This is a genomic window from Mycolicibacterium doricum (assembly GCF_010728155.1).
In the GTDB taxonomy this organism is placed as follows: Bacteria; Actinomycetota; Actinomycetes; order Mycobacteriales; family Mycobacteriaceae; genus Mycobacterium; species Mycobacterium doricum.
The window spans coordinates 2220727-2240526 of the sequence record NZ_AP022605.1 but is presented as its reverse complement, the minus strand read 5'-3'; the positions used below and the strand labels follow the sequence as shown (position 1 = coordinate 2240526).

Genomic DNA, 19800 nt, shown 5'->3' with positions numbered 1-19800 from the left:
GAGAATCGCGGGGTGCAGACGACCGCAGATTCCGCCCGAGGCTCCTCGCGGGAGCGCTCGTCGCTCGCGGCGACGACCTCCCGCGAGGACTTCCGGGCACTGGCCGCCGAGCATCGTGTGGTCCCGGTGCTCCGCAAGGTGCTCGCGGACAGCGAGACGCCGCTGTCCGCGTACCGCAAGCTCGCCGCCAACCGGCCCGGGACGTTCCTGCTCGAATCCGCCGAGAACGGCCGGTCGTGGTCGCGGTGGTCGTTCATCGGGGCGGGAGCCCCCTCGGCACTGACGGTCCGCGACGGCGAGGCGGTGTGGCTTGGTGTGACGCCGAAGGACGCGCCGAGCGGCGGTGATCCGCTGCAGGCGCTGCGGTCGACGCTGGCCCTGTTGGAGACCGCTCCGCTGCCGGGTCTGCCGCCCCTGTCGAGCGGTCTGGTCGGGTTCTTCACCTACGACATGGTGCGCCGGCTGGAGCGGCTGCCGTCGCTGGCCGTCGACGACCTCGGCCTGCCCGACATGTTGCTGCTGCTGGCCACCGACATCGCCGCCGTGGACCACCACGAGGGCACCATCACCCTGATCGCCAACGCGGTGAACTGGAACGGCACCGACGAGAACGTCGACGCGGCCTACGACGACGCGGTCGCCCGTCTCGACGTGATGACCGAGGCGCTGGGGCAGTCGCTGCCGTCGGCGGTGGCCACGTTCGTCCGGCCGGCTCCGACGCACCGGGCGCAGCGCACGGTCGAGGAGTACAGCGCGATCGTCGACAAACTCGTCGGAGACATTGAGGCCGGTGAGGCGTTTCAGGTGGTGCCGTCGCAGCGGTTCGAGATGGACACCGCCGCCGATCCGCTCGATGTGTACCGGATGCTGCGGGTCACCAACCCCAGCCCGTACATGTACCTGCTCAATGTGCCGGATGAGAGCGGGGGACTGGATTTCTCGGTGGTCGGGTCGAGTCCGGAGGCATTGGTGACCGTCGCCGACGGAAAGGCCACCACGCATCCGATCGCCGGCACCCGCTGGCGCGGCGACACCGAGGAAGAGGACGTGCTGCTCGAGAAGGAGTTGCTCGCCGACGACAAGGAACGCGCCGAGCACCTGATGCTGGTGGATCTGGGCCGCAACGACCTGGGCCGGGTGTGCGAACCCGGCACCGTCCGCGTCGAGGACTACAGCCGCATCGAGCGGTACAGCCACGTCATGCACCTGGTGTCGACGGTCACCGGGCGTCTCGCCGACGGCAGGACCGCACTCGACGCGGTGACCGCCTGTTTCCCGGCCGGCACGTTGTCGGGTGCCCCCAAGGTGCGGGCCATGGAGCTCATCGAGGAGGTCGAGAAGACGCGCCGCGGGCTCTACGGCGGGGTCCTGGGCTACCTCGACTTCGCCGGCAATGCCGACTTCGCGATCGCGATCCGCACCGCGTTGATGCGTGACGGGGTCGCTTACGTGCAGGCCGGCGGGGGCGTCGTGGCCGACTCGAAAGGTCCCTACGAGTTCAACGAGGCGGCCAACAAGGCCAAGGCGGTACTCGCCGCCGTCGCCGCCGCCGAGACCCTGCGCGAACCATGACCCGGATCGCCCAGCTCCTCCTCGTCCTCGGCGCCGCGGTGCTGTGGGCGGCGTCGCGCTTGACGTGGGTGGACGTGCGATCGTCCGACGGCCTCGGCCAGCCGAAGACGTCGACGCTGACCGGTGGCGAGTGGTCGTCGGCGCTTATTCCGCTGGCCTTGTTGGTGCTGGCGGCGGCCGTCGCGGTGCTGGCGGTACGGGGCTGGTCGCTGCGGATTCTCGCCGTCGTCGTCGCGGCGGCAAGCGGGGGGACGGCGTACCTGGCGATCCGGTTGTGGGTGATCGTCGACATCGCACCGGAGGCGGCCGCGCTGGCCGAGGTTCGGGTCGCGGATCTGACCGGGACGCAGCGCCACTTCACCGGCGCGGTGCTCACACTCGTGGCGGCTGCTCTAGTGCTCGCGGGTGCCGTGATGTTGATGCGTGCGGCGGTGAAGGGAACCCCGGTGACGAGCAGGTACGCGGCGCCGTCGGCGCGGCGCGGCGCGGCGGTGAAGCAGCACGAACAGGCGGAGCCGATGTCTGAACGCATGCTGTGGGATGCGCTCGACGAGGGCCGCGATCCCACTGATCGCGACACGAAGGGCCGGTGACAGCCGATGGGGCGGCTGCGACTACCCTTCGATGAGGACCATTCGGCAGCTGTCGGCGACGTACCAGAGGGGGATCGACGGGCTATGAGTTCGGCGACCGTGCTCGACTCCATCATCGAGGGAGTCCGCGCCGACGTTGCCGCTCGAGAGGCCGTGGTGAGCCTCGCCGAGATCAAGGAACGGGCGCAGCGCGCGAAGCCTCCGCTGGACGTGATGGCCGCCCTGCGCGAGCCCGGTATCGGGGTGATCGCCGAGGTAAAACGGGCAAGCCCGTCGCGCGGCGAGCTCGCGTCGATCGGGGATCCCGCTGACCTGGCCGGTGCCTATCAGGACGGCGGCGCCCGGGTGATCAGCGTGCTGACCGAACAGCGACGGTTCCACGGCTCGCTCGACGACCTCGACGCCGTCCGCGCCGCGGTCTCGATTCCAGTTCTGCGCAAGGACTTCATCGTCCGGCCGTATCAGATCCACGAGGCGCGCGCACATGGAGCGGACATGTTGCTACTCATCGTGGCCGCGCTCGAGCAGCCCGTGCTGGAGTCGTTGCTCGAACGCACCGAATCGCTGGGGATGACGGCGCTGGTGGAGGTTCACACCGAAGCCGAAGCCGACCGCGCACTACAGGCCGGTGCCCGGGTGATCGGTGTCAACGCCCGTGACCTCAAGACGCTGTCGGTGGACCGGGACTGCTTCGCGCGGATCGCCCCGGGGCTGCCGTCCAATGTCATCCGCGTCGCGGAATCCGGCGTGCGGGGCCCTGCCGACCTGCTGGCGTACGCCGGTGCAGGCGCCGATGCCGTGCTCGTCGGCGAAGGTCTGGTCACCAGCCGTGACCCGCGCACCGCGGTGTCTGACCTGGTGACCGCCGGAACGCACCCGTCGTGCCCGAAGCCGTCCCGATAGCGTGGCCGAACTCCTCGACTCGGACCTGCCGCGCTCGAGTGCGGCCGTCGCCGAACCCACCAGCCACGACCCGGACGCCCGCGGTCACTTCGGCGCGTACGGCGGACGCCTCGTTCCCGAGGCGCTGATGGCGGTCATCGAGGAGGTCACCGCCGCCTACGAGAAGGCTCGCGGAGACCAGACCTTCCTCGACGAACTCGACCGGTTGCAGCGGCACTACAGTGGCCGCCCCTCGCCGCTGTACGAGGCGACCCGGCTAAGTGAACACGCCGGCGGCGCGCGCATCTTCCTCAAGCGCGAAGACCTCAACCACACGGGTTCTCACAAGATCAACAACGTGTTGGGGCAGGCTCTGCTCGCCCGTCAGATGGGCAAGACCCGGGTGATCGCCGAGACGGGCGCCGGCCAGCACGGCGTCGCGACGGCCACCGCCTGTGCGCTGCTCGGACTGGAGTGCGTGATCTACATGGGCGCGGTCGACACCGCGCGCCAGGCGCTCAACGTGGCGCGCATGCGGTTGCTCGGTGCCGAGGTGGTCTCCGTGGAGGCCGGTTCGAAGACGTTGAAGGACGCGATCAACGAGGCGTTCCGCGACTGGGTCACCAACGCCGACGAGACGTACTACTGCTTTGGCACCGCGGCGGGTCCGCACCCGTTCCCGCTGATGGTGCGCGACTTCCAGCGGATCATCGGACTCGAGGCACGGGCGCAGATCCAGGCGCAGGCCGGCCGGCTGCCGGACGCGGTGACCGCGTGCGTCGGGGGCGGATCGAACGCGATCGGCATCTTCCACCCCTTCATCGACGACCCCGGCGTGCTGTTGATCGGTTACGAGGCGGCCGGTGACGGGGTCGAAACGGGGCGGCATGCCGCCACGTTCACCGGCGGGTCACCCGGCGCGTTCCAGGGATCCTTCTCCTACCTGCTGCAGGACGAGGACGGCCAGACCATCGAATCGCATTCGATCTCGGCAGGTCTGGATTACCCGGGAGTGGGTCCCGAGCATGCGCTGCTCAAGGACATCGGCCGGGCGGAGTATCGGCCGATCACCGACACCGAGGCCATGGACGCGTTTTCGCTGCTTTGCCGCACCGAGGGCATCATCCCGGCCATCGAATCCGCGCACGCGGTCGCCGGTGCGATCGAACTCGGCCCGGAACTCGGGTCGGGTTCAGTCATCCTGGTCAACCTCTCCGGGCGCGGTGACAAAGACGTCGAGACCGCGGCGAAATGGTTCGGCCTGCTGGACAAAGGCGGTTCATGAGTCGGTTGGGTGACTTGTTCGACGCTTGTCGTGCGGAGCAGCGTGCGGCGCTCATCGGATACCTGCCGACTGGGTTCCCCGACGTGCCGGTGTCGATCTCGGCGATGACGACGTTGGTCGAATCCGGATGCGACATCGTCGAAGTGGGCATCCCGTACTCCGATCCGGGTATGGACGGCCCGGTCATCGCCGCCGCCACCGAGGCGGCGCTGCAGGGCGGTGTTCGGGTGCGTGACACCCTGGCCGCGGTCGAGGCCATCAGCAACGCCGGTGGGCGCGCAGTGGTCATGACGTACTGGAATCCCGTCCTACGGTGGGGGATCGACGCGTTCGCGAGGGATCTTGCGGCCGCGGGGGGGCTGGGCCTGATCACCCCTGATCTCATCCCGGAGGAGGCCGACGAGTGGATGGCCGCATCGGATGCCCACGACCTCGATCGCATCTTTCTGGTGGCGCCGGCCTCGACGCCGGAGCGGCTGGCCAAGACGGTCGAGGCGGCCCGGGGATTCGTCTACGCCGCATCGACGATGGGCGTCACCGGTGCCCGCAACACGATCTCGAGTGCCGCGCCTGAACTCGTCGCCCGCGTGAAAGAGGTCTCCGACATCCCGGTCGGCGTGGGCCTCGGCGTGCGGTCGCGGGAGCAGGCAGCCGAGATCGGCGCGTACGCCGACGGGGTGATCGTCGGATCGGCGCTGGTTTCGGCGCTCAAGGAGGGATTGACCGCAGTGCGAGCGCTGACCGAGGAACTCGCCGAGGGAGTGCGCCAGAGGGTCACCGCGTGACGAACACACTGGCCTACATTCCCAGTCCCCCGCAGGGTGTGTGGGAACTCGGGCCCTTCCCGCTGCGGGCCTACGCGGTGTGCATCATCGCCGGCATCATCGTGGCGCTGGTCCTCGGTGACCGCCGCTGGGAAGCTCGTGGCGGTGAGCGCGGCGTCATCTACGACATCGCCCTGTGGGCAGTCCCGTTCGGGTTGATCGGTGGCCGGCTCTATCACGTCCTGACCGACTGGCAGACCTATTTCGGGCCGGGCGGCGCCGGCCTGATCGCCGCGTTCCGGATCTGGGAAGGTGGTCTGGGCATCTGGGGTGCGGTGGCGCTCGGCGGGGTCGGGGCGTGGATCGCCTGCCGCCGTCGCGACATCCCGCTGCCCGCGTTCGGCGACGCAATTGCGCCGGGGATCATCCTCGCGCAAGCGATCGGCCGGCTCGGGAACTACTTCAACCAGGAGCTCTACGGGCGCGCGACCACCGTGCCGTGGGGCCTCGAGATCTACGAGCGGGTCGACGCCAGCGGTGCGCGCAACGACCTGACCGGAGTGTCGACGGGCCGCGTCGTCGAGGTTGTCCATCCCACGTTCCTGTACGAATTGGTGTGGAATCTGCTGGTTTTCGCGGTCCTGATCTGGGCGGACCGACGATTCAATCTGGGCCATGGCCGGTTGTTCGCGCTGTATGTGGCGGGCTACTGCCTCGGACGGTTCTGGATCGAGCTGCTGCGCAGTGACGCGGCCACCGAGCTGGCGGGGATCCGGGTCAACTCGTTTACGTCGATGTTCGTGTTCATCGGTGCGGTGGTGTACCTCATGGTGGCTCCGCGGGGCCGGGAGGATCCGGCGACCCTGCGGACCGAGCCGGCGGAAGACGCGGGGGAGGCCGAACCTGGGGAGCGCGCGGCCGAGGACGTCGAGCCGGAAGACGCCGAGACTGAGGACAGCGCGACCCGGGAGTTGGTCAACCACCTTGTGGCCGGAGTCGCGGTCACCTCAGGACTCGGAATCGCGGCCAATGCGGCCGCAGACGAGGACGAGAAGGGCGCAGAAGCCGCGGAGGGTGAGGAAGCCGACGACAAGGCGGAGCCGGTGGCCGAGGCAGAGGCTCTGGCTGAGGATGTCGAGTCGGCGTCGTCGCACGACATTGCTGAGGCGGTGGCGTTCGCGGAAGCGGGTGAGGCGCCTGATCGTGAGCCGTTGACGACGGCGGGTGCGGTCGAGGGGGAAGACGCGGTGGCGGCCGAGGAGTCGGCTCAAGAGGCGCATGAGGCGGCGGTCGAAGGTGCGGAGGAAGCTGAGGCGGTCGCCGACGAGGTCGCTGCTGAACCCGGTGACGCGGCGGTGCCGGTGGACGAGTCGGAGACTTCGGCTGAAGACGTGGAATCGGCGTCGTCGGAGGACACCGCCGAGGCGGGCGAGGCCGCCGATAGTGAGCCGGTGACGACGGCCGGTGCGGTCGACGATGAGGACGCCGTCGGGCCCGAAGAGGACCTCGAGGCAGCAGTGAAACGCGCTGACGAGGCCGAGGCTGTCGCCGAGGGGACCGCCGCCGACACCGCCGACACCGCCGACACCGCCGAAGAAGAGGTGCTGGACGGTTCGGATTCACCGGGCGAGGACATCACCGATACCGGTGAGGCCGGCGATATCACCGACACCGGTGACGAACCCGCAGAACCCGGCGAGGACGTCGCGACCGACACGTCTGCCTACCAGATCATCACAACCCCGGAGGCCAGGGAGACGCGTCGCCGGTGGTGGCGTCGCCGCAAGTGATCGCGTAGACCGCTTCCGCCTGCGCCGAATGTGCACTCACCGCGAAATATCACCTCCTTACTTTGCGTTTGCTCCACACTCGTCGCAGTACCGACGCACGGGGCTTCTGGCATGCTGATCACATGACCGATCCCTCCCAGTTCGGTAACACGCCCGGCGGCCCACCGCCCCCGCCGCCGGGAGGGTACTCACCGTCATATCCCCCGCCGGGGAACTATCCGCCGCCACCGGGCAATTACCCGCCGCCCTACTACGATCCCTCAGCCCCTTACGGCAGGCATCCGATGACCGGAGAGCCGTACTCGGACAAGTCGAAAGTCGCCGCGGGCTTGCTCCAGCTCGTGGGCCTGCTCGGAATTGTCGGGATCGGGCGCATGTACCTCGGCCAGGTGGGCCTGGGTGTCGCCCAACTGGTCGTCGGCCTAGTCACCTGCGGTATCGGCGCGGTCATCTGGGGGATCGTCGACGCGGTCCTGATCTTCACCGACAAGGTCCGCGACCCGAACGGTCTCCCGCTGCGCGATGGAACCTGACGCACCCGCACCGAGTCGTACGCCGCTCTATCTCACCGTCGGCGCCGGCGCCCTATTTGCAGGAGCGCTCACCTACATAGGTGTGGCCGACCCGCACCGACCGGGCTTTCTCGCACCGCTCTGCCCGTTCAAACACCTGACCGGTTGGGACTGTCCGGCGTGCGGGGGCCTGCGCATGACCCACGATCTTCTGCACGGTGATCTTGCGGCGGCCGTGGCAGACAACGTCTTCCTGCTCGTCGGTATCCCACTGCTGGCCCTGTGGACTCTCCTTCGACGACGTCAGCGCAAAGCGGTCATGCCGGTGACCGCGATCGTCGTCGTCGCGGTCGCGGTGGTCAGCTGGACGGTGGTGCGCAATTTGCCCGGGTTTCCGCTGGTCCCGACACTGCTCGGCGGGTAGGCCCTTATGCGCTGATACACTGACACTCGGGCCGCCGCAGTCCCGGCAACGATGTTCTGGAACTGCGGAGGTATAACTCGATGCTTTATTCGGCCAGCCCCGGCGCGCAGGGCCTCTACGACCCCGACAACGAAGCGGACTCGTGTGGCGTCGCCATGATCGCCGACATCCAGGGCCGACGGTCGCACGCCATCGTCGCCGACGGCCTTGTCGCCCTGGAACACCTCGACCACCGCGGCGCGGCGGGCGCCGAGACCAACAGCGGTGATGGTGCCGGCATCCTGCTGCAGCTTCCGGTCGAGCTCTTCTCCGAAGTCGTCGACTTCGACCTCCCGGAACCCACCGCCGAGGGCTGCAACACCTTCGCGGCCGGCATCTGCTTCTTGCCGCAGGACCCGGTGGCACGGGCCGGCGCCACCCGGCGGGTGGAGGCACTCGCCGCCGAGGAGAACCTCCAGGTCCTCGGGTGGCGTTCTGTTCCCGTCGACCCTGACGGCGCCGACGTGGGGCATACCGCGCTCGGCTGCATGCCCTACATGGCCCAATTGTTCGTCGCCGCACCGGAAGTCGACGGCGTCCGTCCCGGCGGTATCGAGCTCGACCGGCGTGTGTATCCGCTGCGCAAACGCGCCGAGAAGTCCGCCGACGTCTACTTCCCGTCCCTGTCGAGCCGAACCGTCGCCTACAAGGGCATGCTCACCACGGCGCAGTTGCCGCTGTACTTCAGCGACCTGCGTGACGCCCGGTGCACCAGCGCCATCGCGATCGTCCACAGTCGCTTCTCCACCAACACCTTCCCGTCGTGGCCGCTGGCGCACCCGTTCCGGTTCGTCGCACACAACGGCGAGATCAACACCGTGCGTGGCAACCGCAACCGGATGCACGCCCGCGAAGCGATGCTCTCCAGCGCCGACATCCCGGGCGACTTGAGCCGGCTGTCGCCGATCTGCACGGCCGACGCCTCGGACTCGGCCAGTCTCGACGAAGTCCTCGAACTGCTCCACCTCGGTGGTCGCAGCCTTCCGCACGCCGTGCTGATGATGATCCCCGAGGCGTGGGAGAACGACGCGTCGATGGGCGCCGACGAGCGTGCCTTCTGGCAGTTCCACGCCTCGCTGATGGAGCCGTGGGACGGTCCCGCCTGTGTCACCTTCACCGATGGCACTTTGGTCGGAGCCGTGTTGGACCGCAACGGGTTACGGCCAGGCCGCTGGTGGCGCACCATCGACGACCGGATCATCCTCGCCAGCGAGAGCGGTGTCCTCGACGTGCCGCCCGCCCAGATCGTCGCCAAAGGCCGCCTGCAGCCCGGCAAGATGCTGCTGGTCGACACGGCGGCGGGCCGCATTGTCGGCGACGACGAGATCAAGCAAGAGCTGTCGCACGCCGAGGCCTACGGTGAATGGTTGCACGCCGGGCTGCTGGAGCTCGGCACACTCCCGGACCGCGTGCGCGTGCAGCCCAACCACGAGTCCGTGGTACGCCGCCAGATCTCGTTCGGCTACACCGAAGAGGAACTGCGAATCCTGATCACCCCGATGGCCGCCTCCGGTGGCGAACCGTTGGGGTCGATGGGCACCGACACGCCGCTGGCGGTCCTCTCCGAACGGTCCCGGCCCCTCTACGACTACTTCGTCGAACTCTTTGCTCAGGTCACCAACCCGCCGCTCGACGCCATCCGCGAAGAGTTGGTGACCAGCATGGCCCGGGTCATGGGGCCGGAGCAGAACCTGCTCGAACCCACGGCCGGCTCGTGCCGGCAGATCCTGCTCAAGTGGCCGGTACTCGACAACGACGAACTCAACAAGATCGTCCACATCAACGACGACGGTGAGCATCCGGGTTTGCGCGCCACGGTCCTACAAGCACTGTACGACGTCGAGCGCGGCGGCGACGGCCTGGCCGAAGCCCTCGGCGATCTGCGCGCCCGAGCAAGCGAAGCCATCGCCGACGGTGCCCGAACCCTGGTCATCTCCGACCGCGACTCCGACCACACCCGGGCCCCGATCCCGTCGCTGCTCGCCGTGTCCGCGGTGCACCACCACCTCGTACGCACCAAACTGCGCACCAAGGTGGCGTTGGTGGTGGAGTCCGGTGACGCCCGCGAAGTGCACCACGTCGCGATGCTCATAGGCTTCGGCGCCGCCGCGGTCAACCCGTACCTCGCCTTCGAGACGATCGAGGACCTCATCCGCGAGGGTGAGCTCACCGGCATCGAAACCGCTGCTGCGGTGCGCAACTACCTCAAGGCGCTTGGCAAGGGGGTGACGAAGGTGATGAGCAAGATGGGCATCTCCACGGTCGCCTCCTACACAGCAGCGCAGGCGTTCGAGGCTGTCGGGATCGACCGCGACGTCATCGACGAGTACTTCACCGGCACGCCGACCCAATTCGGAGGCATCGGTCTCGACGTGATCGCCGCGGAAGTCAAGATACGGCACCGCCGCGCCTACCCGGAGAACCCGACCGAACGCGTGCACCGCCGGCTCGAGGTCGGCGGGGAGTACGCGTTCCGGCGCGAGGGTGAACTGCACCTGTTCAGCCCCGAAGTGGTATTCCTCCTCCAACATTCGACCCGCACCGGCCGCGAGGACGTCTTCCGGCGATACTCCGAGGAAGTCAACCGACTGTCCCGTGAAGGCGGCACCCTGCGGGGGCTGTTCGACTTCAAGACGGGGGCTCGGCCGCCCGTGCCGCTCGACGAGGTGGAATCCGCGAGTGAGATCGTCACACGCTTCAACACCGGTGCGATGAGTTACGGCTCGATCAGCGCCGAGGCGCACGAGACCATGGCGATCGCCATGAACAACCTCGGCGGGCGCTCCAACTCCGGGGAGGGGGGCGAGGATGTCGACCGGCTCTACGACCCGCGACGGCGCAGTGCGGTCAAGCAGGTCGCCAGCGGCCGGTTCGGTGTTACCAGCGACTACCTGGTCAACGCCACCGACATCCAGATCAAGATGGCCCAGGGCGCCAAACCCGGTGAGGGCGGCCAATTGCCGGGCTACAAGGTGTACCCGAACATCGCCAAGACCCGGCACTCGACACCCGGCGTGGGTCTCATCTCGCCCCCGCCCCACCACGACATCTACTCGATCGAAGACCTCGCCCAGCTCATCCACGACCTGAAGAACGCCAACGACCGCGCCCGCATCCACGTCAAGCTGGTCAGCAGTGTCGGCGTGGGGACGGTCGCGGCTGGCGTGTCCAAGGCGCACGCAGACGTCGTCCTCATCTCCGGCCACGACGGCGGCACCGGGGCCGCCCCGCTCACCAGCCTCAAGCACGCCGGTGCGCCCTGGGAGATCGGCCTGGCCGACGCTCATCAGACACTGGTGCTCAACGGGCTTCGCGACCGCATCACCGTGCAGTGCGACGGCGGGATGCGCACCGCCAGAGACGTGGTGGTCGCAATGCTGTTGGGTGCCGAGGAGTTCGGGTTCGCCACGGCCCCGCTGGTGGTCGCCGGGTGCATCATGATGCGGGTGTGCCACCTCGACACCTGCCCGGTCGGAGTCGCCACCCAAAACCCGGAGCTGCGGGCGCGGTTCAACGGAAAGCCGGAGTTCGTCGAGAACTTCTTCCGCTTCATCGCCGAGGATGTCCGCCGCCACCTCGCCGAGCTGGGTTTCCGCAGCGTCGACGAGGCCGTCGGCCACGCCGAGATGCTTCACACCGCCACGGGTGTTGCGCACTGGAAGAGCAAGGGGCTGGACCTTACGCGGATCTTCGCCGTCCCAACCGATGCGCACAGCGGGAAAACCCAGCGGCGCAAGGTGAAAGACCAGTACCACGCACTCGACCAGGCCCTCGACCAGACTTTGATCCAGTTGTCCGAGGGCGCCCTCGAAGACGCCCACCGGGTGACGCTCGAACTGCCGATCCGCAACGTCAACCGTACCGTCGGAACCCTGCTCGGCGCCGAGGTGACCCGTCGGTACGGGGGGGCGGGACTCCCGGACGACACCATCCGCGTCAAGCTCACCGGGTCGGCGGGGCAGTCGATCGGCGCGTTCCTTCCGCCCGGCATCACGATCGAGCTGACCGGTGACGCGAACGACTATGTCGGCAAGGGGCTTTCCGGCGGCCGGATCATCGTCAAACCGGCCGACGACGTCTCGTTCCTGCCCGAGGACAACGTGATCGCCGGCAACACCCTGCTCTACGGCGCGACGTCCGGGGAGGCGTTCCTACGCGGTAAGGTGGGCGAGCGGTTCTGCGCACGCAACTCCGGTGCCCTGGCGGTCGTCGAGGGCGTCGGTGACCACGCCTGCGAGTACATGACGGGTGGCCGGGTGGTGGTGCTCGGTGAGACCGGGCGCAACATGGCCGCCGGCATGTCGGGCGGTATCGCATACGTACTCGGGCTGGACCCGGACCAGATCAACACCGCGATGGTCGAATTGCAGCGGCTCGATCAGGAGGACCTGATCTGGCTGCACGACGTCGTGGCGAGTCACGCCAGGCACACCGGCAGCACGGTGGCCAACTCGGTGCTCTCGGACTGGCCGCGGCGCAGCGCCCAGTTCACCAAAGTCATGCCCACCGACTACCAGCGCGTCCTGGAGGCCACCCGGATGGCCAAGGCGGAGGGACGCGACGTCGACAACGCGATCATGGAGGCCAGCCGTGGCTGATCCCACCGGATTTCTCAAGGTCCCGAAGGTCGACGCGCCCAAGCGGCCCGTCGACGAGCGCGTCGGCGACTGGCACGAGGTATACGAACGCCAGAGCCTGCCCGAACGCGCCGAAGAGGTCTCACAGCAGGCACGGCGCTGTATGGACTGCGGTATCCCGTTCTGCCACTCCGGTTCTGCCGGGTGCCCACTGGGCAACCTGATCCCAGAGTGGAACGATCTGGTGCGTCGCGGGCGCTGGGACGCCGCCAGTGAACGCCTGCACGCCACGAACAACTTCCCGGAGTTCACCGGGCGGCTGTGCCCGGCACCCTGCGAGGCGGCGTGCGTGCTGTCGATCAGCGAGGAGCACACCGGCGGTAGCGTCACGATCAAACGCATCGAGAACACCATCGCCGATCAGGCGTGGGCGCTGGGCCTCGTCGATCCGCAACCGGCGTCGATCCGCACCGGTAAGCGCATCGCCGTGGTGGGTTCCGGTCCTGCGGGGCTCGCTGCTGCACAACAGCTCACGCGCGCCGGCCACGACGTCACGGTCTTCGAACGCGACGACCGCATCGGCGGGCTGATGCGCTATGGCATCCCCGAGTACAAGCTGGAGAAGAGAACCCTCGATCAGCGGTTGGCGCAGATGCGCGCCGAAGGAACCAGGTTCGTCACCGAATGCGAAGTGGGCGTCGACCTGACTGTGGAGCAGCTTCGCGAGCGGCACGATGCGGTGGTAATGGCGGTCGGTGCGCTGCGTGCCAGGGACAACGACGTCGAGGGCCGGCACCTCCAGGGCGTGCACCGGGCGATGGAGTATCTGGTGCCGGCCAACAAGGAATGCGAGGGTGACGGCCCGTCGCCGTTGTCGGCGCGCGACAAACACGTCGTGATCATCGGCGGCGGGGACACCGGCGCGGACTGCCTCGGCACCGCGCACCGCCAGGGCGCGAAATCGGTCACCCAACTCGACTACAACCCGGAACCGCCCGAGACCCGCGACGACACCCGCACCCCGTGGCCGACGTGGCCGCTGGTCCTGCGGACCCGGCTGTCTCCGGCGCATGCCGAGGGCGGACAGCGCCGCTACCAGGTCGCCGTCCAGCGCTTCCTGGCCGACGAGCAGGGGCGCGTGCGCGGCATGGAGATCGCCGAGGTGAAAGTGGAGCGTGACGCCGAGGGCCGCAGGCGGATCGTGCCGGTCGGCCAGACGCTGGAGATCCCCTGCGATTTGGCGTTGCTCGCCATCGGATTCGACGGGGTCGAGCACATGCCGTTGCTCGACGGGCTCGGGCTGCGCCTCAACAATCGTGGCGCGCTGCCCTGCGGCACTGACTGGCAAACCGACGCGTCGGGAGTGTTCGTGTGCGGTGACGCCCACCGTGGTGCGTCGCTGATCGTATGGGCGATCGCCGAAGGGCGTAGCGCCGCCCACGCCGTGGACGCCTATCTGATGGGAGAGTCGGACCTGCCGGCCCCGGTGCGGCCTGGCGCGCTGCCGCTGGCCGTGGTCTGAATCGGTCAACGACTACGATGAGTCAACGTGGATAGACGCGCGAAGATCGTCTGTACCCTCGGTCCGGCCACCGCGTCCGACGAGGCCGTCCGGAAGCTGGTCGAGGCCGGGATGGATGTCGCGCGGCTGAATTTCAGCCACGGCGACTACCCCGATCACGAAGCCAACTACAAACGTGTCCGCGCGGCCTCCGACCACACCGGACATGCGGTCGGCATCCTCGCCGACCTGCAGGGCCCCAAGATCCGGCTGGGCCGATTCTCCGACGGCCCCACGGTGTGGGACGACGGGGAGACCATCCGCATTACGGTCGACGACGTCGAGGGCACCCACGACCGCGTGTCGACGACCTACAAGCGGTTGGCCGAGGACGCCACACCCGGCGACCGCGTCCTGGTCGACGACGGCAACGTCGCGCTGGTGGTCAAGACGATCGAGGGCAACGACGTCGTCTGCGAGGTCACCGAGGGCGGCCGGGTCAGCAACAACAAGGGCATGTCGCTGCCCGGGATGAACGTCTCGGCGCCGGCGCTGTCGGAGAAGGACATCGAGGACCTCGAGTTCGCGGTGCGCCTCGGGGTCGACCTCGTCGCGTTGTCGTTCGTGCGTTCCCCGGCCGACGTCGAGCTCGTGCACGAGGTGATGGACCGCGTCGGACGGCGGGTGCCGGTCATCGCCAAACTCGAGAAGCCCGAGGCGATCGACAACCTCGAGGCGATCGTGCTGGCGTTCGACGCGATCATGGTCGCCCGAGGTGATCTGGGCGTCGAACTGCCGCTCGAAGAGGTTCCGCTGGTGCAGAAGCGGGCGATCCAGATGGCCCGCGAGAACGCGAAACCCGTGATCGTCGCGACCCAGATGCTCGAGTCGATGATCGAGAACTCCAGGCCCACCCGCGCCGAGGCGTCCGACGTCGCGAACGCGGTGCTCGACGGGGCCGACGCCGTCATGCTCTCGGGTGAGACGTCGGTCGGCAAATACCCGTTCGAGGCGGTGCGCACGATGGCGCGCATCATCACCGCCGTCGAGGAGAACTCGGTGGTCGTTCCGCCGCTGACCCATGTGCCCCGCACCAAGCGCGGCGTGATCTCCTACGCCGCCCGCGACATCGGGGAGCGGTTGGACGCCAAGGCGCTGGTGGCATTCACCCAGTCCGGCGACACGGTGCGGCGTCTCGCACGGCTGCACACGCCGCTGCCGGTGCTCGCGTTTACCGCGCTGCCCGAGGTGCGCAGCCAGTTGGCATTGACCTGGGGCACCGAGACGTTCATCGTGCCGCAGATCGGCACCACCGACGGCATGATCCGTCAGGTGGACAAGTCGCTGCTCGAACTCGGCCGATACAAGCGGGGCGATCTGGTGGTCATCGTCGCGGGGGCACCGCCGGGCACAGTAGGCTCCACGAACCTGATCCACGTGCATCGGATCGGGGAGGACGACGTCTAGAGGAGGGCCAGTGTCAAGCTCCGACTTCCAGGAGCTACTCGGCATACTTGACCTCCGGCGCATCGGCGACGACCTGTTCGCCGGTTCCCACCCGAGCAAGAACCCGGTCCGCACGTTCGGCGGCCAGCTGATGGCACAGGCCTTCGTGGCGGCCAGTCGCACCGTCGATGACCGGATCTCACCCAGCGCGCTGTCGGTGCATTTCATCGCCGGCGGTAACCCGGGCAGCGACCTCGAATTTCGGGTGGTGCGGCTGCGCGACGAACGGCGGTTCGCCAACCGCCGGGTCGACGTCTGCCAGGGCGACGACCTGTTGACCACAGCGATGGTGTCGTACATGAACGGCGGCCGCGGCCTCGAACACGGCGTCGAACCTCCCGATGTCCCGGGGCCGGACGAGCTGCCGAGGATCGATGAGCTGCTGCACGGCTACGAGGAGACCGTGCCGCACTTCGTGAACGCGCTGCGGCCGATTGACTGGCGCTACACCAACGATCCGGCATGGGTGATGCGTGACAAGGGCGAAAGCCTCCACCACAACCGGGTGTGGCTCAAGACCGAAGGCACAATGCCCGACGATCCGGTGCTGCACTGCGCCGCGCTGGTCTACTCATCGGACACCACGGTGCTGGACTCCATCATCACCACCCATGGACTGTCGTGGGGGTTCGACCGCATCTTCGCCGCGACGATGAACCACTCGGTGTGGTTTCACCGGCCGGTGCGGTTCGACGAATGGGTGCTGTACTCGACCTCGTCTCCGGCGGCCGCCGAATCACGCGGCCTGGGCACCGGCCACTTCTTCGACCGGTCCGGCGCCCTGTTGGCGACAGTCGCGTCGGACGCGGTCGTGAAGTACTTCCCGGGTCGCTAAGGCGGGGGCGTCACCGTGACGCTGAACTGCTCCTCGATGTTCTGCTGGAATTGTTCCTGGCACTGCTGCTGAGCCTCGACGTCGTTGCCGGCCTCCTGCAGGCAGTCGAACAGGTCACCGGCGCCCACCTCGTTGGCGAACTGCACGGTCAGCACGATCGCGGCGATCGAGACGATGATGCCCAGGACGCCGAGCACGATGCCGGCCACCGCCACGCCACCGTTGGTGGCCTCACCGCGTTTGGCCCGGCCGCGGCCGAGGACGCCCAGGATCACCGCGACGACGCCGAGCAGGATTCCGCCGAACACCGAGAGCAGACCGATAATGGCCACGATCAGCGAAGCGATGCCGAGGCCGTTCTTCGGCGCGGTCTGCATCGGGTAGCCACCCGGGTAACCGCCGTACGGGCCCTGCGGCGGTGGGGGGTAGCTGCCGGGGTAGGCGCCGTACTGGTACGGCTGGTAAGGCTGTTGCGGCGGATACGGCGGCTGCTGCTGCCCATAGGGCTGCTGCTGCGGGTACGGATGTTGCTGCGCCGGGTCGGGCGGTGGTGGGGGCGGCGGCGCCGACGGGGACTGTTCGGGCTTGTCCGGCTCGGTCATGTGTGCTGACGTTACCTGCTGTGGGCCAGATTGCGGCGTAGACAGGCGACGTCGTCGCGGGACAGGCGGTGCGTGGCCACCACGACCGTGCGTCGGCTGGGAAAACCCAGCTAGGAGTGAGCAGTTCGGTGAGCAGTCGCGCTGGTCCGCGTCGAGATGCACGGTCGGCGACCTCACCGCAGTCGCGTTGCCCCGCGTTGAGCTTCGGCGACGATCCCGTCCAGCCGGCCGCTCACCCGTAGTTCGGCGGCGAGGTTGAGGGCCAGCATCGCCGCGGAACGAGGATGAAGGGGTAGACGGTGGGTTACGTCACCTTCTCGCCGCGCGGCGAGGTGGCGACTGCGGCAGACTCCCGGCGGATCCGGACGCCCGCGATGACCTCCACGACGCCGATGACGACGAGGATGACGCCGGTCACCTGGGTGAGGGCGACCAGACCCTCCAGCGGCGCCACGAACATGATGATGCCGGCGATGACGCTGATGACACCGACGATGATCTCCCAGATGCGGCCTGGCAGCGACTGGTCGCTGAACGCCGACATCGCGGTGGCGACGCCGCGGAAGATGAAGCCCACACCGATCCAGATCGCCAGCAGGTCGATCGAGTTGGACAGGTTGATGAAGCACAGCACGGCCAGCGCCAGGGCGGCGGCACCGCTGACGAACAGCAGCGCGCGGACACCGAACGACGACCGCACGCTGAAGGCGAGAACGATTTGCGCGACACCGGTCAGGAGTAGGTAGGCACCGAAGAAGATCGCCGTCACGAGGATGGCCGCGCCCGGGCGGATGAAGATGAGGACGCCCAGCAGCACCGCCAGCAGGCCAGAGACCACGGTGAAAATCCACAGATGCCGCAACATGCTTGGCGCAGCGGTAGTTTGCATGCGCGCAGTGTGACACAGCCACGGGCACCAGGCTGACGATTTGGCGGTAAGCCGCTGCGCGTTGCCACGTCGTTAATGTTCCGTTACCGCATGTGCGTGCTGCGGCCCCGATGGTTAACGTCGTCGGTTTGGAGACCTGGAACGGCTCGATGCAAGAGAAAGAGGCAACAGTGTCACGATGCCAGATCCGTACGGGGAAGATGTGGCGCATCGCAGCGATCTTTGCTGTCAGCGGCGCGATGGCATTGTCGGGATGTGCGCAGAACACTGATACCAGCGGTCCCGCGGAGGAGACGACGGCGGCGACCGCTGAGAAGGTCGACGAGATCGCCAACACCCTGCCGCAGCCCATCAAGGACCGCGGTTCACTCATCGTCGGTGTCAACGTGCCGTACGCCCCGAACGAGTTCAAGGATCCCAGCGGCAAGATCGTCGGCTTCGACGTCGACCTGATGAACGCGATCGCCTCCACGCTCGGCGTCACTGCCGACTATCGCGAGTCGGACTTCGAGAAGATCATCCCGTCCATCCAGGGCGGCACCTACGACGTCGGGATGTCGTCGTTCACCGACACCAAGGAACGCGAGGAGTCGGTGGACTTCGTGACGTACTTCTCGGCCGGTATCCAGTGGGCGCAGCAGGCCGGCGGTGACATCGATCCTGCGAACGCCTGCGGCAAGCGGGTCGCCGTGCAGTCGACGACCATCGAGGAGACCGAGGAACTCCCGGCCAAGAGCAAGGCCTGCACCGATGCCGGCAAGCCGGCCATTCAGATCGTCAAGTTCGACGAGCAGGACTCGGTGGCCAACGCCGTGGTGCTGGGGCAGGCCGATGCGATGTCGGCGGACTCGCCGGTCACCGCCTACGCGGTCAAGCAGAGCAACGGCAAGCTCGAGACGGCAGGGGACATCTTCGACGCGGCGCCCTACGGGTGGCCCGTCGCCAAGGGCTCACCGCTGGCGCAGTCGCTGCAGCAGGCACTCGAGCACCTCATCGAATCCGGCGCCTACGAGCAGATCGCGCAGAACTGGGGCGTGGAGGACGGGATGATCGACAAGCCGGCGATCAACGGCGCGATCAGCTAGCGGAGCCACCGAACCCGATGCCCGATGTCGATTCGTCGCCCCGCGCCGACCCGGCGCCCATCGATGCGGTACCACTGCGACATCCGTGGCGGTGGGTGGCGGCGGTTGTCATCGTCATCCTGGTCGGCCTGTTCCTGTACGGGGCCGCGACGAACGAGGCCTACGGGTGGTCCACCTACGCGAAATACCTGTTCGACCAACGGATCTCGGAGGCGGCCTGGAACACCCTGCAGCTGACCATCTTCGCCATGGTGCTCGCCCTGGTGCTCGGGGTGGTCCTGGCCGTGATGCGGCTCTCGCCGAACCCGGTGTTCAAGTCGGTTTCCTGGGTATATCTGTGGATCTTCCGCGGCACTCCGGTGTACGTGCAGTTGGTCTTCTGGGGGCTGTTCCCGACGCTGTACCAGAACATTCGGGTCGGCGTGCCGTTCGGGCCGTCGTTCTTCGAGTTCAGCCTCCAGGGACTGTCGATCAGCTTCACGTTGGCGATCATCGGCCTGGGCCTCAACGAAGCCGCCTATATGGCCGAGATCATCCGGGCGGGCATCAGTTCGGTGCCGGAAGGGCAGTCCGAGGCCTCCACGGCGCTGGGGATGTCGTGGGCGATGACGATGCGGCGGACCGTGCTGCCGCAGGCGATGCGCGTGATCATCCCGCCCACCGGCAACGAGGTCATCAGCATGCTCAAGACCACGTCGCTGGTCACAGCGGTGCCGTACAGCCTGGAGCTCTACGGCCGCGCCCGCGACATCGCCGGGGTCATCTTCCAGCCCATCCCGCTGCTCATGGTCGCCGCCACCTGGTACCTCGCGATCACCAGCGTGCTCATGGTGGGCCAGTACTACCTCGAGCGCTACTTCTCCCGCGGTGCGTCTCGCAAGCTGACCACCAAGCAACTCGAGGCGCTCGCGCAGGCGCAAAGATTCGGTGAACACCCGTGACGC

Annotated in this window: 16 protein-coding genes; 14 read left to right on the top strand and 2 right to left on the bottom strand. The window is 67.8% G+C overall.

Annotation, left to right across the window (positions count from 1 at the left end; translation table 11 throughout):
• Positions 1-12 precede the first annotated feature (12 nt).
• The 12 genes from G6N07_RS10995 (at position 13) to G6N07_RS10940 (ending at position 16280) form a co-directional block, all read left to right on the top strand.
• A complete protein-coding gene (locus G6N07_RS10995) occupies positions 13-1572 on the top strand; it encodes an anthranilate synthase component I (RefSeq protein WP_085187957.1) in 1560 nt (519 codons plus the stop codon).
• On the top strand, positions 1569-2165 hold the full coding sequence (locus tag G6N07_RS10990) for a TIGR02234 family membrane protein (protein ID WP_085187809.1): 597 nt from the start codon (positions 1569-1571) through the stop codon (positions 2163-2165). The genes G6N07_RS10995 and G6N07_RS10990 overlap by 4 nt, the downstream gene beginning before the upstream one ends.
• Positions 2166-2249: 84 nt before the next feature.
• Positions 2250-3068 carry an indole-3-glycerol phosphate synthase TrpC gene (trpC, locus tag G6N07_RS10985; protein ID WP_085187812.1) on the top strand — a complete coding sequence of 273 codons (819 nt, stop codon included), beginning with the start codon at positions 2250-2252 and terminating at the stop codon, positions 3066-3068.
• Between the two features lies 1 nt (position 3069).
• The gene (trpB, locus tag G6N07_RS10980) at positions 3070-4332 is read left to right on the top strand and encodes a tryptophan synthase subunit beta (protein WP_085187815.1); all 1263 of its coding nucleotides are present in this window, start codon (positions 3070-3072) and stop codon (positions 4330-4332) included.
• Positions 4329-5117 (top strand): tryptophan synthase subunit alpha, encoded by a 789-nt coding sequence (gene trpA, locus G6N07_RS10975; RefSeq protein ID WP_085187817.1) that lies wholly within the window; start codon positions 4329-4331, stop codon positions 5115-5117. Before trpB ends, trpA begins: the two co-directional genes overlap by 4 nt.
• A complete protein-coding gene (gene lgt / locus G6N07_RS10970; RefSeq protein WP_085187824.1) occupies positions 5114-6886 on the top strand; it encodes a prolipoprotein diacylglyceryl transferase in 1773 nt (590 codons plus the stop codon). Before trpA ends, lgt begins: the two co-directional genes overlap by 4 nt.
• 122 nt (positions 6887-7008) lie before the next feature.
• A complete protein-coding gene (locus tag G6N07_RS10965) occupies positions 7009-7419 on the top strand; it encodes an NINE protein (protein WP_085187827.1) in 411 nt (136 codons plus the stop codon).
• Positions 7409-7822 carry a DUF2752 domain-containing protein gene (locus G6N07_RS10960; RefSeq protein ID WP_085187830.1) on the top strand — a complete coding sequence of 138 codons (414 nt, stop codon included), beginning with the start codon at positions 7409-7411 and terminating at the stop codon, positions 7820-7822. The genes G6N07_RS10965 and G6N07_RS10960 overlap by 11 nt, the downstream gene beginning before the upstream one ends.
• 80 nt (positions 7823-7902) lie before the next feature.
• Positions 7903-12459 (top strand): glutamate synthase large subunit, encoded by a 4557-nt coding sequence (gene gltB, locus G6N07_RS10955; RefSeq protein WP_085187832.1) that lies wholly within the window; start codon positions 7903-7905, stop codon positions 12457-12459.
• Positions 12452-13960: a glutamate synthase subunit beta gene (locus G6N07_RS10950; protein WP_085187834.1), complete on the top strand. Its 1509-nt coding sequence runs from the start codon at positions 12452-12454 to the stop codon at positions 13958-13960. Before gltB ends, G6N07_RS10950 begins: the two co-directional genes overlap by 8 nt.
• A 27-nt stretch (positions 13961-13987) precedes the next feature.
• Positions 13988-15406: a pyruvate kinase gene (pyk, locus tag G6N07_RS10945; RefSeq protein WP_085187836.1), complete on the top strand. Its 1419-nt coding sequence runs from the start codon at positions 13988-13990 to the stop codon at positions 15404-15406.
• Between the two features lie 10 nt (positions 15407-15416).
• Positions 15417-16280 (top strand): acyl-CoA thioesterase II, encoded by an 864-nt coding sequence (locus G6N07_RS10940; RefSeq protein ID WP_085187839.1) that lies wholly within the window; start codon positions 15417-15419, stop codon positions 16278-16280.
• Here G6N07_RS10940 and G6N07_RS10935 read toward each other — a convergent pair.
• Both G6N07_RS10935 and G6N07_RS10930 read right to left on the bottom strand, forming a co-directional pair.
• Positions 16277-16882, bottom strand: a complete 606-nt coding sequence (locus tag G6N07_RS10935) for a DUF4190 domain-containing protein (protein ID WP_085187841.1) — start codon at positions 16880-16882, stop codon at positions 16277-16279. The two genes, G6N07_RS10940 and G6N07_RS10935, sit on opposite strands and share 4 nt — an antisense overlap.
• A gap of 304 nt (positions 16883-17186) precedes the next feature.
• Positions 17187-17771, bottom strand: coding sequence for an HdeD family acid-resistance protein (locus G6N07_RS10930; protein ID WP_085187844.1), 585 nt, complete (start codon positions 17769-17771; stop codon positions 17187-17189).
• A gap of 149 nt (positions 17772-17920) precedes the next feature.
• Between G6N07_RS10930 and G6N07_RS10925 the strand changes: the two genes are divergently transcribed.
• Both G6N07_RS10925 and G6N07_RS10920 read left to right on the top strand, forming a co-directional pair.
• Positions 17921-18856, top strand: coding sequence for an ABC transporter substrate-binding protein (locus tag G6N07_RS10925; RefSeq protein ID WP_085187959.1), 936 nt, complete (start codon positions 17921-17923; stop codon positions 18854-18856).
• A 17-nt stretch (positions 18857-18873) separates the two neighbouring features.
• A complete protein-coding gene (locus tag G6N07_RS10920; protein WP_085187847.1) occupies positions 18874-19797 on the top strand; it encodes an amino acid ABC transporter permease in 924 nt (307 codons plus the stop codon).
• Positions 19798-19800 lie beyond the last annotated feature (3 nt).